General features: G+C 57.9%; 13 protein-coding genes and 1 tRNA gene. 9 read left to right on the top strand and 5 right to left on the bottom strand.

From position 1 onward, the window contains the following. Positions 1–130: 130 nt before the first annotated feature. Complete coding sequence (gene soxR / locus J7413_RS02565; protein ID WP_209096078.1) at positions 131–610, bottom strand: redox-sensitive transcriptional activator SoxR; 480 nt, start codon at positions 608–610, stop codon at positions 131–133. Between the two features lie 97 nt (positions 611–707). Here soxR and J7413_RS02560 point away from each other — a divergent pair, with 97 nt between their 5' ends. The 6 genes from J7413_RS02560 to J7413_RS02535 all read left to right on the top strand — a co-directional run bounded on the left by J7413_RS02560 (position 708) and on the right by J7413_RS02535 (position 7,396). Then, positions 708–1,082 (top strand): VOC family protein, encoded by a 375-nt coding sequence (locus J7413_RS02560; protein WP_209096076.1) that lies wholly within the window; start codon positions 708–710, stop codon positions 1,080–1,082. Next, entirely contained in the window at positions 1,075–2,067 is a 993-nt protein-coding gene (locus tag J7413_RS02555; protein WP_209096074.1) for a DMT family transporter, read from the top strand. The genes J7413_RS02560 and J7413_RS02555 overlap by 8 nt, the downstream gene beginning before the upstream one ends. 180 nt (positions 2,068–2,247) lie before the next feature. Further along, complete coding sequence (locus J7413_RS02550; RefSeq protein WP_209096072.1) at positions 2,248–3,210, top strand: calcium-binding protein; 963 nt, start codon at positions 2,248–2,250, stop codon at positions 3,208–3,210. 277 nt (positions 3,211–3,487) lie between these two features. Further along, a complete protein-coding gene (gene cysS / locus J7413_RS02545; RefSeq protein ID WP_209096070.1) occupies positions 3,488–4,879 on the top strand; it encodes a cysteine--tRNA ligase in 1,392 nt (463 codons plus the stop codon). Between the two features lie 83 nt (positions 4,880–4,962). Further along, the gene (gene cimA, locus J7413_RS02540) at positions 4,963–6,597 is read left to right on the top strand and encodes a citramalate synthase (protein WP_209096068.1); all 1,635 of its coding nucleotides are present in this window, start codon (positions 4,963–4,965) and stop codon (positions 6,595–6,597) included. Next, positions 6,569–7,396: a squalene/phytoene synthase family protein gene (locus J7413_RS02535; protein WP_209096066.1), complete on the top strand. Its 828-nt coding sequence runs from the start codon at positions 6,569–6,571 to the stop codon at positions 7,394–7,396. Before cimA ends, J7413_RS02535 begins: the two co-directional genes overlap by 29 nt. 19 nt (positions 7,397–7,415) lie before the next feature. Here J7413_RS02535 and J7413_RS02530 read toward each other — a convergent pair whose 3' ends face one another. Continuing rightward, positions 7,416–8,630 carry an MFS transporter gene (locus tag J7413_RS02530; RefSeq protein ID WP_209096057.1) on the bottom strand — a complete coding sequence of 405 codons (1,215 nt, stop codon included), beginning with the start codon at positions 8,628–8,630 and terminating at the stop codon, positions 7,416–7,418. Positions 8,631–8,845: 215 nt separating this feature from the next. On the opposite strand from J7413_RS02530, the gene J7413_RS02525 reads away from it, so the two are divergent. Next, positions 8,846–9,478: a DNA-3-methyladenine glycosylase 2 family protein gene (locus tag J7413_RS02525; RefSeq protein ID WP_209096055.1), complete on the top strand. Its 633-nt coding sequence runs from the start codon at positions 8,846–8,848 to the stop codon at positions 9,476–9,478. Here J7413_RS02525 and J7413_RS02520 read toward each other — a convergent pair. From J7413_RS02520 to J7413_RS02510, 3 genes are all read right to left on the bottom strand, one after another. Continuing rightward, positions 9,475–9,762, bottom strand: coding sequence for an NUDIX domain-containing protein (locus tag J7413_RS02520; protein WP_209096053.1), 288 nt, complete (start codon positions 9,760–9,762; stop codon positions 9,475–9,477). The genes J7413_RS02525 and J7413_RS02520 overlap by 4 nt on opposite strands. A gap of 105 nt (positions 9,763–9,867) precedes the next feature. Further along, positions 9,868–11,274, bottom strand: a complete 1,407-nt coding sequence (gene glnA, locus J7413_RS02515; RefSeq protein ID WP_209096051.1) for a type I glutamate--ammonia ligase — start codon at positions 11,272–11,274, stop codon at positions 9,868–9,870. A 38-nt stretch (positions 11,275–11,312) separates the two neighbouring features. Then, the gene (locus tag J7413_RS02510; protein ID WP_209096049.1) at positions 11,313–11,651 is read right to left on the bottom strand and encodes a P-II family nitrogen regulator; all 339 of its coding nucleotides are present in this window, start codon (positions 11,649–11,651) and stop codon (positions 11,313–11,315) included. A 175-nt stretch (positions 11,652–11,826) separates the two neighbouring features. Here J7413_RS02510 and J7413_RS02505 point away from each other — a divergent pair, with 175 nt between their 5' ends. Further along, positions 11,827–13,524, top strand: a complete 1,698-nt coding sequence (locus tag J7413_RS02505) for an NAD(P)H-hydrate dehydratase (protein WP_209096047.1) — start codon at positions 11,827–11,829, stop codon at positions 13,522–13,524. A gap of 177 nt (positions 13,525–13,701) precedes the next feature. Continuing rightward, positions 13,702–13,786 (top strand) — tRNA-Leu (locus tag J7413_RS02500). The last annotated feature ends 359 nt before the right edge of the window (positions 13,787–14,145 follow it).

The raw sequence follows: 14,145 nt of genomic DNA, 5'->3' as shown, positions 1-14,145 counted from the left end.
GGCTGGTGGGAATGTCAAATTCTAAGTTGTGATGGGGGGCATTCTTTCACTGTGGGCGCGTGTTTGCGCGCCCCTTTTGGGCACTTGCAGCTGCCTGCGTTGCGACACTCTGGCGGTCATGAGAGTGCGCTTATAAATCTGAGGGCGTGTCGCCCAACAGATAACGTGGCCCGGTGCCTCGCGTGCGCGCACGGTCTTCGGGGTTGTAAAGCTTGCAGTTGGACAGGCTGAGGCAGCCACAGCCGATGCACCCATCGAGCCGATCCCGCAGCGCCTGCATTTGTGCAATGCGCGCATCCAGCGCGTTTCGGAAGGTTTCGGAAATCGCCGCCCAATCCGCTTTTGTGGGCGTGCGATTTTCCGGCAATGTGGCGAGGGCTTCGCGGATTTCCGTGATCGAAAAGCCCATTGATTGAGAAATCATCACAAAGGACAGGCGGCGGATGTCTGCACGTTCATAGCGGCGTTGGCCGGTGTCGGTGCGATGTGGAAACACGATGCCCTGTTCCTCATAAAAGCGGATCGCGGAGGGGGCGAGACCGGTCCGTTCGGCAATCTGACCAATCGTCAAACCGGTGGGGCGCAGGCGAAGGGCGGGCTTCTGTTTCATGTGACCATTGTTTTTAAATGATAAAAACTTCTTGAGTTCAAGTTAACTTGAAGAATTACGCTGAGTCCATCGTTGAATTTGAGAAAGGACCAGAGAGATGAAACTTGAGCATGTGAACCTGACGGTGCGCGATCCAAAGGCAACTGCAGCGGTCCTGTGTGATCTGTTTGACTGGACGGTGCGCTGGGAAGGGGAGTCCATTCATGGGGGCTATAGCGTGCATGTCGGAGAGGCAGAAAGCTATCTCGCGCTCTATGCGCCGCCCGTGGATATTCAGAACGCGGAAAACAGCTATTACCGCGCCGGTGGGCTGAACCATGTGGGGATCGTGGTGCGCGATCTCGACCTGATTGAGGCACGGGTGAAGGCGGCAGGGTTTGAGCCGACCAGCCATGCAGACTACGAGCCGGGAAAGCGGTTTTATTTCGATGGGCCGGATGACATCGAATATGAGGTGATCAGCTATGCGTAGGGATGTGAGCCTCGGGCCGGTGGGGCTGTTGATCTGGTGCGGGACGCTGCTGGGCGTTGGGTTTCCACTGAGCAAAGTTTCCTTTGCTGCGGGAGTGTCCCCCATGATGTGGGCGTTGCTTGTGTCGATGGGGGCGAGCCTGAGTTTGCTGCCGGTGCTGGGCGTGCGTGGTTTGTTGCGACTGCCGCGTGGGCGAATGCTGCGCTATGTGGTGATTTCCGGCTTGGTGAGTTTTGCCGGGATCAACCTGATGATCTTTGCTCTGGTGCCCAAGCTTGGCGCGGGGCAGGTGGGCATGATGTTTGCCCTCTCTCCGGTCGCGACGCTTGCTCTGTCTGTCCTGTTTGGCATGAAAGCCCCCGGACGTTTGGGGCTTTGGGGCATTGGAATGGGCCTGATCGGCGCGTTGCTGGTCGCCTTTGGACGGGGCGGTGTGGAAGGCACGCTCTGGTGGTCGCTTGCCGGGTTGGCGATTCCGCTGATTTTGGCGGCGGGCAACGTTTATCGCACGCTGGATTGGCCAGCTGGCGCGCATCCGATGGCGCTGGCGTTCTGGAGCCATGGGGTTGCGATTGTGGCGCTGGTGGCGGCGATGCTCTGGCAGGGCGACGGGGTGCCTTTGGCGACGCTTTCAGCGGTGCCCTGGGCCGCTGGCGTGCAGGCGCTCGCGGCGGCGCTGACCTTCCCGGCGTACTTCCGGCTGCAAAAGCTGGGTGGCCCCGTGCTGTTGAGCCAGATCGGTTATGTAGCGGCGGCGGTTGGGCTGGTTGTTGGTGTGGCGCTGCTGGGGGAGCGTTATGGCCCGGTGAGCTGGATTGGGGCGGCAACTACAGTGGTTGGAATATCCTTTAGCGTGTATTCACAAGGTGGCGGTCTTCGAACGATGAAACTGCCGATGCCATTGGGGCGTAAGACGCGTGCGCGGATTGGCACCAGCTGCTATTGCTATGAGGAACCTAAACTAAATCGAGTTAAGGTTATGTAGTTAAACATGAAAACTAGGTATCCTGAACATACTGCGCCTTGGGGTACTTTATTGCAATTCAGACCAATCCGCCCCTAAATATTAAAATTAACTATATGTTAATTAAATTCCCGCGTCATGTTGCAGAAAATTTTATTCAATGTAGAAAGACGATCGTACAATTCTAACTTGAGTAATCTAATGGCTACTACCTCTCTTGATTTTAATGGCAGCACGATTTTTGAAACATGGTTCCAGGGACAATCTGCCTGGTATGGGGCGTTGACCGGTGCGGTTTCGGCCAGCGCAAACCCGGGCCAGCTATTTGGCTCCACTCGTCTGAACGCGGACGGTGTGGACTACACCGGCGATGTGGTGACGCTGAACATTCGTGGCACTGCGAAAGCCATGAAGAAGGGCCTCGTGTCGTTTGAGACTGATGCAGTAAATGATGACACTGTGTCCGTTGAGAACAATGTGCGTGCCTTTGGCGGCGCAGACGACTCCTTTAATGCGCTGGACGTCACGGGTGTGATCACCAACGGTGGTGCCCAGCAAGCGGAGCAGGCCGGTCAGGCGCCAATTCTGGCAACCGGTGGCCGTGGCAATGACCGTTTGATCGGTGGTCAGGACGATGATGTGATCGCCAGCAACACAGGCGATGACTTTGTTTTTGCTGAGGGTGGCAATGATTTCGTTAAAGCTGGCGCTGGCAACGATTTTGTTTATGGCGGCGCGGGCAATGACCTGATCTATGGTGATTATTCTGACTCAGCGCGTCACGAGAAGCTGCAAGGCGCGCGCGCCAACATGAATGACCAGCTGTTTGGCGGCGAGGGTAACGATATTCTGTTTGGCAACCAGGGCGATGATGTTCTGGATGGTGGCGCCGGCAATGACACAATGATCGGCGGCAGCGGCGCGGATGAGTTCATTTTCAACGGCGGCAACGACGTGATCAAGGACTTTGGTCGCGGTGATGACACAATCACCATTGATCTCGGTTTTGGGGCGCAGAGCTTTGACAACGTGGGCGATCTTGCCTCTGCTGCAAACTTCGCGTTCCCGTCTGCGGGCGGTGCGACAACCTTTGGCTTTGTTGATACCACCGGTGGGTTCAACCTGCTGACTGTGGAAACTGAAACAGACCTGATGTTTGTCTGACGCTTTCGCACATTGCTGACACCTGTTTGCAGGTGAAACGCATTGCCCCATCGCACCCGACCTATGGTGCGGTGGGGTTTTGTTTTGCTGCTGCCGTTTCACGCCTTGACGCATAGACGTGTGCCGCCTAGGGTCGCCGCTATGAACACCGTATGCGCCACCATTATTTGCTGCTGCATTACCTGCTGACATCGTCACGCGGGCCGGTCTTCACTTTCAAAAATGAGACAGAGTTGGTAAGCCCGCCACGCGAAACCCGTGTGCTGAGGAGCCACTTATGACTGAGATCCGAACTGAGATCACGCTGCACAACACTCTGAGCCGTAAGAAAGAGATTTTTACGCCAATCAAAGCAGATGATGTGCGGATGTATGTCTGTGGGCCGACGGTTTATGATCGCGCCCATATTGGCAATGCGCGGCCTGTGGTGGTGTTTGACGTGCTTTACCGCCTGTTGCGGGAGGTCTATGGCAAGGATGCTGTGACCTATGTGCGCAACTTCACCGACGTGGATGACAAGATCAACGCGCGTGCAGCCGAAAGCGGGCGTGCGATTGGGGAAATCACAGCTGAAACCACCCAATGGTATCTCGATGATATGGGGGCTTTGGGGGCGATGGAGCCAAACCACATGCCCCGCGCGACGCAGTACATCGCGCAGATGATCACCATGATCGAAACGCTGATCGCGGATGGGTTTGCCTATGCCCATGACGGGCATGTACTATTCCGGGTGCGCAAATATGACGACTACGGCAAGCTCTCCGGCCGCTCGGTGGATGATATGATCGCGGGCGCGCGGGTTGAGGTGGCGAGCTACAAAGAAGATCCGATGGATTTTGTGCTCTGGAAGCCTTCAAGCGAGGATCTGCCCGGTTGGGACAGCCCATGGGGGCGGGGGCGTCCGGGCTGGCACATTGAGTGCTCGGCGATGTCTTATGAAATTCTGGGCGCGTCTTTTGACATTCACGGCGGCGGCAATGATCTGATGTTCCCGCACCATGAAAATGAGATCGCGCAAAGCTGCTGTGCCAACAAAGGCGCGCCGATGGCCAACTATTGGCTGCACAACGAGATGCTGCAGGTGGAGGGCAAGAAGATGTCCAAGTCCTTGGGCAACTTCTTCACCGTGCGCGATTTGCTGGACGGGCATGATGGCAACCCGGGTGTGCCCGGGGAGGTGATCCGCTTTGTGTTCCTGTCCACCCATTATGGCAAGCCGATGGACTGGACCGCCAAGAAGGCGGCGGAGGCCGAGGCGACGTTGCGCAAGTGGCGGACGCTGACCGCAGGCATCGAGCCTGCGACCAGCGTGCCCGCAGAGGTGTTGCAGCCTGTGGCGGATGATCTGAACACCGCAGGCGCGATTACCGCTTTGCATCAGTTCGCGAGTGCGGGCGATGCGGCGTCGCTGTTGGCGGGGGCGCAGTTCTTGGGTTTGTTGACCGAGGAGATGGGCGCCTGGGCTGAAGGTGTTGATCTGTCGGCCTATGAAACACTTCTGGCAGATGCGCGGGCGACGGCTATGGAGACCAAGGATTTCTCTGATGTGGACCGGATCAAGACGGTGCTGACAGAGGCCGGGGTCGAGGTGCGCATGAGCAAGGCTGGAGTAGAGTTGCTGGCAGCGGCTGGCTTTGATGCGGCCAAACTGGAAGGGCTGCTGTGACGTTGGTCACGCGCTGGTCGGGCCGCAAACGGCCCGACTGAGATTTTGATACCAAGAAAAAGACGGGCCAGCGGGAGCGAGCAATGACCAAAGAGCGCCTCTATCTTTATGACACGACGCTGCGCGACGGGCAGCAGACACAGGGTGTGCAATTCTCCACCGAGGACAAAACGCAGATTGCGGCGGCGCTGGATGCGCTTGGTGTGGATTACATCGAGGGCGGTTGGCCCGGCGCGAACCCCACCGACAGTGCGTTCTTTGACACCAAGCCCAAGCTGGCCGCGACTTTCACCGCATTTGGCATGACCAAACGGGCGGGCATGTCGGCGGAAAATGACGATGTGCTGGCCGCCGTATTGAATGCGGGCACGGAGGCGGTCTGTCTGGTCGGCAAGAGCCATGATTTTCATGTGACCAAGGCGCTGGGCATCACGCTGGCGGAAAACACCGAAAACATCGCAAAATCCATGGCGCATATGGTTGCGCAGGGGCGTGAGGCGCTGTTTGATGCCGAACATTTCTTTGATGGCTATAAGGCCAATCCGGACTATGCGCTGGAGGCTGTGAAAGCGGCCTACGAGGCCGGGGCGCGTTGGATTGTGCTGTGTGACACCAATGGTGGGGCTTTGCCACGTGAGATCTATGAGATCACCAAAGCGGTGATTGCAGCGGGCATTCCCGGCGATCATCTGGGCATTCACACCCATAATGACACCGAGCATGCGGTGGCGAACTCGCTGGCCGCGATTGATGCGGGCGCGCGCCATATTCAGGGCACCCTCAACGGGCTGGGAGAACGCTGCGGCAATGCCAATCTGACCACGCTGATCCCGACACTGCTGCTCAAAGAGCCATATGCCAGCCAGTTTGAGATTGGTGTAAGCAAAGAGGGGCTTTCCGGGCTGACACGGGCGAGCCGGATGTTGGATGATATTCTGAACCGCGTGCCGATGCGGCAGGCAGCTTATGTGGGGGCGAGCGCTTTCGCGCATAAGGCGGGGCTGCATGCCAGTGCGATCCTGAAAGATCCCAGCACTTATGAGCATATCGACCCGGCGGTGGTTGGCAACGAGCGCATCATTCCGATGTCCAACCAAGCGGGGCAGAGCAATCTGCGCAAACGGCTGAGCGACGCGGGGCTGAGTGTCGAGAAGGGCAACCCGGCGTTGGGCGAGATCCTAGAGCGGATCAAAGTGGCTGAGGCCAAAGGCTATAGCTATGACACGGCGCAGGCGAGTTTTGAGTTGCTCGCGCGGGAGGCGCTGGGGCTTGGGGCGACCTACTTTGATGTGGAACGCTACCGTGTGATTTCTGAGCGGCGGCGCAATGCGCGTGGGGCAACTGTGGTGGAAAGCGAAGCGGTGGTCACCGTGCAGCTGCCCAATGGGGCCAAGACCACAAGCTTTTTCAAAAACGATCATGCCGATGATCTGAGTGATGAAGGGCCGGTGAACGCACTCTGGCAGGCGCTGAAGTCTGATCTTGGCCCCTATCAGGGGATCATTGACGATGTGCGGCTGGTGGATTTTAAGGTGCGTATCACCAATGGGGGCACCGAAGCTGTGACGCGCGTGATCATAGATTTTGAGGACAGCAAGGGACGGCACTGGGCGACCGTGGGGGTATCCTCCAACATCGTGGATGCGAGCTTTGGCGCTCTGTTGGATGCGCTGAACTGGAAGCTTGTGCATGAGGGCACAGAGGTCGCACGGGGATGACGGAGGGCGCGTCATCGTGAATGGGGAGGCGGCAGATGATCTGGCGGCCTGTGCTGCGTTGGTGCAGCGCGCCGATCCGGATCGCTTTGCCGCAACCATGGCGACTGACCCAAACGCGCGTGAGAAACTTTTGCCGATCTATGCGTTTAACGCCGAAGTTGCGCGTGCGCCCTGGGTGACGCAGGAAAGCATGATTGCAGAGATGCGCCTGCAATGGTGGCGCGATGCGCTGGAGGAGATCCGCGCAGGGGACGTGGTGCGGCGCCATGAGGTGGTCACGCCTTTGGCGCTGGTGCTGGACGCTGCAGGGACTGAGGTTCTCGATCAGCTGATCGAAGCGCGGCGTTGGGACATCTATCGCGACCCGTTTGAAGATGCGGCGCATTTTGAGCGGTATATCGAGGCGACTGCAGGTGGGTTGATGCAGGTGGCTGCGCAGGCATTGGGAGCGTGTCCGCCGCAGGTGGCGCGAGATGTGGGGTATGTGCTGGGGCTGGCCAATTGGTTGCAGGCTATCCCTGCGCTGGAAGAGGCCAAACGTGTGCCGCTGGTCGACGGGCGGCCAGAGGCGGTGGCGGCATTGGCAGAGGCAGGGCTTGCACGGCTGCGTGCGGCTAGAGCACGGCGCAAAGATGTGACGGCTGGCGCGGGGCAGGCGTTTCTGGCTGCTTGGCAGGCGGAGGCGATTTTACGGCAAGCCGCCCAAGAGCCCGCACGTGTTGCCGCCGGTGCGCTGGGCATAAGTGAATTTGGCAAACGCGCGGGCCTGATGTGGCGGGCGCTCAGCGGACGCTGGTAAGCGCGCCGCATTATAGTGTTTAGGCGGCCTCTTCTTGGGGCCGCATCACGAGCCAGATCAACGCGCCACCGGCCAGCATCAGGAAGGGCGCCATGGCGAGGTTGACGCTGGTCCAGCCGGCCACGGCGCTGCCACCGGAACAATTCATCAGGCCCCCGGAAGCGAGCGATGCCACGGTCACGCCACCAAAGACGATGAAGTCGTTCATGCCCTGCATGCGGCCGCGTTCGCTTGGCTCATGTGCGCCGGCCAGCATGGTGGTGGCGCCAATGAAGCCGAAGTTCCAACCAAGGCCCAGCAGGATGAGCGCGATGAAGAAGTTTTCAAGCGCCACGCCCTGAAGCGCCACAGCCCCGGCACCCGCGAGGATCAGCAGGCCAAGTGCGAGGATTTTCTCAACCCCAAAGCGTGCGATTAGGTGGCCGGTGAAGAAGGAGGGCGCAAACATAGCGAGCACGTGGGCGGTGACAATATCGGCTGCGTCGTTTTGTTCAAAGCCGCAGCCAACCACGGCCAGTGGCGTGGAGGTCATCACGAGGTTCATCAGCGCATAAGACACCATGGCACAGATCACGGCCACCGCGATGCGGGGTGTTGTGATCAGCTCCCAGCGGGTGCGGCCCTGCGGGGCATCCTCTTTGGGCGCTTCAGGCGTTGGGATGTCGATGAAGAGGAACAAAAGCGAGCCGATGACGTTCAGCGCAATCACACCGATGTAGGTGCCCATGAAGGGGATGATCATCGCATCTGAGGTCACCTTCACCAGCTGAGGGCCGATGATGGCGGAGAGCAGCCCACCTGCCATGACGTAAGAAATCGCCTTGGGGCGAAACTCATCGGAGGCGGTATCCGCAGCGGCAAAGCGGTAAAATCCCTGTGCAGACATATAGACGCCGGTCAGGAAGGACCCGATCAGGAACACAGGGAAGGAGTTTAGGTAGAGACCATAGGCGCCAATTGCCCCGCCAAGGGCGCCGCCAAGCGCACCAATCATGAAGCCGACGCGGCGGCCATATTTTTGCATGATGTTGGAGATCGGCGCCGCAGACAGCATGGAGCCCAGAACGATCAGCGAAATTGGGAGCGTCGCAAAGCACAGGTTTGACGCCAGCGATTGCCCGGCGAGGCCGCCAATGGTGAAGATCATCGGCATTTGTGCGCCAAGGAAGGCTTGCGCCAGAACCAGAATGAAAACGGTACGGCGGGCGCGGGAGTCGTCTACAAGTGTGCTCATGCGCCAATCGTTAGCTTCTTCACGACCGCGCGTCCAGCATTGCGAACACATATACGGATCACGATTTTTGAATGTGTGCATTCCCAATATCGATTGCGCAGGAAACGGGTTGCGCGCGATGCTGCGCAGGCTAGGCGGGGGGGGATCGGTTTGGGGTGTTGAGCGGCGCGGCGCATGCCCCTAAAGCTGAAGGTGCAGAAAAAGGGAGGCGGGCTTTGACAGTTGGTCGGATTATCAGAACAGATGCCTGTGTCGCAGAAGGTGCCGCCTGGCTTGCGGCGCAGGATGCGCGGTTTGAGCGCGCGCTGGCGCTGACCGGGGACTTGCCGCTGCGGCTGCGACCTGATGGGTTTGACCAGCTTCTGAGCGCCATTGTCAGTCAGCAGGTGAGCGTGGCCTCTGCGGCGGCGATCTGGGGACGGATGCAGGAGGCACGGCTGGTGACGCCAGAGGCTGTGATGGCTGCGAGCGAAGAGGACTTGAAGGCCGTGGGCCTGAGCCGTCAGAAGATGCGTTATGCGCGGGCGTTGGCGGCCGAGGGAATTGATTTTGATGCGCTGCGCGAGGCTCCAAATGAGGTGGTTTTCAAAACCCTCACCAAAGTGAGTGGCATTGGCATCTGGACGGCGGAGATTTACGCGATGTTTTCGCTGGGCCGCGCAGATGTGTTTGCGCCGGGTGATCTCGCGCTACAGGAGAGTGCGCGGATGCTGTTTGACTTGTCGGATCGGCCCAAAGAGCGGGCGTTGCGGGAGATGGCCGAGGCGTGGTCGCCGTGGAGGAGCGTGGCGGCGCGGCTGCTGTGGGCGTATTACCGGGTGGATAAGGGGCGCGAGGGGGTGCGCTAACCCGTCAAACTGGCGCGACCTTGAAGGAGTCTGTCTTTCAAGCCTTCGGGGAAGAGCTTTGGCCCATCTTGCAGATCGAGTTCTTCGTGAAATTCGCGCAAGAGGGCGTTCTGAGCCGTTTCTCCAAACTCGATGGTTCCGCCAAGGGGGCGGACACCTTTGAGTTTGCCACTGTCATCAAACACACGGGCGGCCAGAAGGCGGTTCTCACGCCAATGAAGGCCAAGCGCTTTTACTCTGATGGAATTGTGTGGACGCCAGGAATGCGCGAAGTCTCGGGTCATTTGCGTTGCAGCCTTTCAGGAAGCTCTTAGGACAATACGCTATGGGGTAAACAACAAAAAGGGCGCCCCGAGGAGCGCCCTTTCTTATCACTGTCCCACTAAAGCTTAGCAGCTGTAGTACATGCCGAATTCGACGGGGTGCGGGGTGTGCTCATAGTGCTCCACCTCTTCCATCTTCAGCTCGATGTAGCCTTCGATCTGGTCTTTGGTGAACACGTCACCTGCCAGCAGGAATTCGTGATCTGCTTCCAGAGCGTCCAGAGCTTCGCGCAGGGAGCCACAGACGGTTGGGATACCGGCCAGCTCTTCCGCAGGAAGATCATAGAGGTTCTTGTCCATGGCTTCGCCAGGGTGGATTTTGTTCTTGATGCCGTCCAGGCCAGCCATCAGCAGCGCTGCGAAGCACAGGTATGGGTTGGCGGATGGATCTGGGAAGCGGGCTTCAACACGCTTGGCTTTTGGGCTTTCGGTCCATGGGATACGGACACAGCCGGAGCGGTTGCGTGCGGAGTAGGCGCGCAGAACTGGTGCTTCAAAACCCGGGATCAGACGCTTGTAGGAGTTGGTCGATGGGTTGGTGAAGGCGTTCAGAGTTTTTGCGTGCTTCAGGATGCCGCCGATGAAGTACAGAGCTTCGTCAGACAGGTCCGCGTATTTGTCGCCTGCAAAGAGCGGCTTGCCGTCTTTCCAGATGGACATGTTCACGTGCATGCCGGTACCGTTGTCGCCGTAGATCGGCTTTGGCATGAAGGTGGCGGATTTGCCGTAGGACGCAGCCACGTTGTGGATCACGTATTTGTACTTCTGCAGCTCGTCCGCTTGCTTGGTCAGGCTGTCAAAGATCAGACCCAGCTCGTGCTGACAGGACGCCACTTCGTGGTGGTGCTTGTCTGTTTTCATGCCCAGACGCTTCATGGTGGAGAGCATCTCGGAGCGCAGGTCGTGGCTGTCGTCGGTTGGGTTTACTGGGAAGTAGCCGCCTTTGACGCCAGGGCGGTGGCCCATGTTGCCCATTTCGTATTCGGTGTCGGTGTTCCAGGACCCGTCGATCGCATCAACTTCGTAGGATACTTTGTTGATTTTGTTTTCAAAACGAACGTCGTCGAACAGGAAGAATTCCGCTTCTGGGCCCATGTAAGCCACATCACCGATGCCGGAGGACTTCAGATATGCTTCTGCTTTTTCGGCGGTGCCGCGTGGGTCACGCTCATAAGCTTCGCCGGTGTCAGGCTCAACGATGGAGCAGTGGATGCAGATGGTTTTCTCAGCATAGAACGGATCCACATACGCAGAGGTGGTGTCTGGGATCAGTTTCATGTCGGAGTTTTCGATGGATTTCCAGCCAGCGATGGAGGACCCGTCAAACATGAAGCCTTCTTCGAGGAAGTCTTCGTCAACGAGGTCTACGTCCACGGTCACGTGCTGCAGCTTGCCGCGTGTGTCGGTGAAGCGGATGTCGACATAGGCCGCATCTTCGTCTTTGATCAGCTGGAGAACTGCGTCTGCGCTCATTCCCTTTGTCCTTCTGATTGAGTAAAATTTCTGGTGTTTTAAAGCGCGTCCGCGCCGGACTCGCCGGTACGGATACGAATGGCTTGCTCCACGGGGGAGACGAAGATCTTGCCGTCGCCGATCTTGTCGGTTTTGGCGGCATTCACAATGGCTTCGATTGCGCCGTCGACCTGATCGGCCTCAAGCACAACTTCGATTTTCACCTTGGGCAGGAAGTCCACAACATATTCCGCGCCACGATAAAGTTCTGTGTGGCCTTTCTGACGACCGAAGCCTTTGACTTCGACAACGCTCAGACCCTGGATGCCAAAATCCTGAAGGGCTTCTTTGACTTCATCAAGCTTGAACGGCTTGATGATGGCTTCGATCTTTTTCATGTGGAGGCTCCTCCTCAGGTGCGTTCTTGATTGATGACAGACCACTTTCGATTGGGGCTCACAATTGGATAGGGTAACAGGAGGTGAATGCGCCTATCGGAAACATGCTGTGTGATTAAAAAATAGGCAGTTAGGCGCGTAAATGGGCGAAATTGAATCGCGGGATGCATTGAGAATGAGCGAAATTTTGACGGCTGCCCAAATGCGCGCCATTGAGCGAACCGCAATTGAGTCGGGTGACGTGACGGGTCTGGAGCTGATGGAGCGGGCCGGGCAGGGCGTGGTTGAGGCTTTTTTTGAGCGCTGGCCAGCGTTGGGCGATGCTGGCGCTTTGCAGGACAAGCCGCTCCGAGAGGATGGTTTGGAAGGCGGTCAGCCCCCAAACGCAGCTTTTGATGGGGGGCAGCCCCCATGCCCCCGGGATACTTCAGGAAAGAGAAAGCGGGCGGTTGTGCTTTGTGGGCCGGGCAACAATGGCGGGGACGGTTTTGTGGTGGCGCGGCTCTTGCATCAGCTTGGCTGGGAGCTGGATGTGTTTCTTTACGGGGATGCGGAGAAATTGCCGCCAGATGCGCGGGTGAACTACGAGCGTTGGTGTGATTTGGGGACGGTGACCGCGCGTGCCATTAATCCCCCGCCGCTGGTGGACGACAGTTTACACATTAAGGGCCAATGCGATCTTGTTGTCGATGCGCTGTTTGGCACGGGACTGAGCCGCCCATTTCAGTCGGTGTTTTCCTTCTTTGCCGATCCTCACCTGCGCAGCATTATGGCGGAGAGGGGCTGTAAGGTGGTGGCGGTCGATGTTCCGACCGGGCTGTGCAGCGACAGCGGCGCGGTGTTGGGGAGCTGTATCGCGGCGGACCTGACCGTGTCTTTTCACCGCAAGAAGCTCGGGCATGTTCTAAAAGACGGGCCGGCCTTTTGTGAAGCCGTAACTGTCAAAGACATCGGCCTGCTTGAGAGGCATAGCCAAGTGGTTCCAGCTGAAAAACCTGTGCGAGAGGCAAGCGTAGCCTTTGATTATTTGAACAAAGAGGCGCCTCACCACAAATTCTCTCATGGTCATGCGCTCATCCTTTCTGGCGAGGCTGGCAAAACCGGTGCTGCGCGGCTCTCGGCGCGTGCCGCGCTTCGGATTGGGGCGGGGTTGGTGACACTTGGGGTGCCGCCAGCGGCGCAGCAGGAGGTGGCCTGTCAGATCACGGCGTTGATGTTGCAGCGGGTGGCAGATGCTGAAGGCTTTGCAGAGGTGTTGAAAGATTCGCGGATCAATGCGCTTTGCCTTGGGCCGGGGTTGGGACAGGAGCGTGCGCGGGCTCTTGTACCGGTGGCGTTGAAGACAAAGCGCGCGACAGTTTTGGACGCTGATGCGTTGAGCGCGTTTGCCGAGGAACCAGAGCGGCTTTTTGAGATTCTGCATGAGCGTGTTGTGCTTACCCCGCATGCGGGCGAATTTGCGCGGCTGTTTCCGGATATTGCCGAACGCCTGGCCGCGCCGCCCATCAAAGGCCCAGCTTGCTCCAAAGTGGATGCCACGCGCGAAGCCGCGGTGCGGGCAGGGTGCACGGTTTTGTTCAAGGGGCCGGATACGGTGATTGCCTCGCCCAATGGCATGTGTAGCGTGAACGCGGCAGTGTATGAGCGCAGCGCGCCTTGGTTGGCGACGGCTGGATCGGGGGATGTGCTTGCGGGATTCATCACAGGGCTCTTGGCAAGGGGGCTTGCGCCGCAGCAGGCAACTGAAATGGCGGCCTGGCTGCATGTGGAGTGTGCACGTGCTTTTGGTCCGGGGTTGATTGCAGAAGACTTGCCGGAGACCTTGCCACAGGTGCTGCGCGGCTTGATCGCTGAGGGCGGATCTGGACGCTGAAGGAGAGCAGGTTTTTCAAGGCTCTCTATGTGCCAAAGGGCAGGGTGTGTGACGCTCCGATGTCAGACGTTTTGTTTTGCAAAATCTGCTGCTTTGAAGAAAATGAAAAAACCTTCGCGTCGGACGCATTTTTCCTCTCGCATCCCGTTTCAAGCTTTGCTAGGAAGCGCGGACTGTGCGGGTGTGGCGGAATTGGTAGACGCACCAGATTTAGGTTCTGGCGCCGCGAGGCGTGGGGGTTCAAGTCCCTCCACCCGCACCAGTAACAGACTTTCTTGTGTCTGTTATTAAGACTCCTTTCTGAGAATTAATTCTGAAGATTCGAGCGGACACTGGTCGTTTTGTGCGTGCGTTTCGGCTGATTTTCGGGGCACAAATACAGTCTGAATTTTTGATATTTGGCGGTGCGTTTTTTGTTTCTCCCTATTGGTTACGTCAATTCTCGCGATGCACTTATTGGGGTGGCGTAAGCGATCCTATTATTAATGTGTTGTGAATCTCCGATCCTGTTTCGATTATTTTTGATCTTGCATCGTATTTCGATTTGAGCGTGTTGATTTTCTCTAAATGTCGAAAATTAAATCACTTTATGATTTCAAATTTTCTCTGATTTTTGCGGCG

It is taken from the genome of Shimia sp. R10_1, from assembly GCF_017744095.1.
Taxonomy (GTDB): domain Bacteria; phylum Pseudomonadota; class Alphaproteobacteria; order Rhodobacterales; family Rhodobacteraceae; genus Shimia.
This window is presented reverse-complemented; position numbering and strand designations above follow the sequence as displayed.

Bases quoted from the DNA above. Each gene is read 5' to 3' on its own strand.
- cysS (WP_209096070.1), top strand. From the start codon at position 3,488: ATGACTGAGATCCGAACTGAGATCACGCTGCACAACACTCTGAGCCGT.
- J7413_RS02550 (WP_209096072.1), top strand. From the start codon at position 2,248: ATGGCTACTACCTCTCTTGATTTTAATGGCAGCACGATTTTTGAAACA.
- J7413_RS02560 (WP_209096076.1), top strand. From the start codon at position 708: ATGAAACTTGAGCATGTGAACCTGACGGTGCGCGATCCAAAGGCAACT.
- J7413_RS02505 (WP_209096047.1), top strand. From the start codon at position 11,827: ATGAGCGAAATTTTGACGGCTGCCCAAATGCGCGCCATTGAGCGAACC.
- glnA (WP_209096051.1), bottom strand. From the start codon at position 11,274: ATGAGCGCAGACGCAGTTCTCCAGCTGATCAAAGACGAAGATGCGGCC.
- soxR (WP_209096078.1), bottom strand. From the start codon at position 610: ATGAAACAGAAGCCCGCCCTTCGCCTGCGCCCCACCGGTTTGACGATT.
- J7413_RS02555 (WP_209096074.1), top strand. From the start codon at position 1,075: ATGCGTAGGGATGTGAGCCTCGGGCCGGTGGGGCTGTTGATCTGGTGC.
- cimA (WP_209096068.1), top strand. From the start codon at position 4,963: ATGACCAAAGAGCGCCTCTATCTTTATGACACGACGCTGCGCGACGGG.
- J7413_RS02520 (WP_209096053.1), bottom strand. From the start codon at position 9,762: ATGACCCGAGACTTCGCGCATTCCTGGCGTCCACACAATTCCATCAGA.
- J7413_RS02510 (WP_209096049.1), bottom strand. From the start codon at position 11,651: ATGAAAAAGATCGAAGCCATCATCAAGCCGTTCAAGCTTGATGAAGTC.
- J7413_RS02530 (WP_209096057.1), bottom strand. From the start codon at position 8,630: ATGAGCACACTTGTAGACGACTCCCGCGCCCGCCGTACCGTTTTCATT.
- J7413_RS02535 (WP_209096066.1), top strand. From the start codon at position 6,569: ATGAGGGCACAGAGGTCGCACGGGGATGACGGAGGGCGCGTCATCGTG.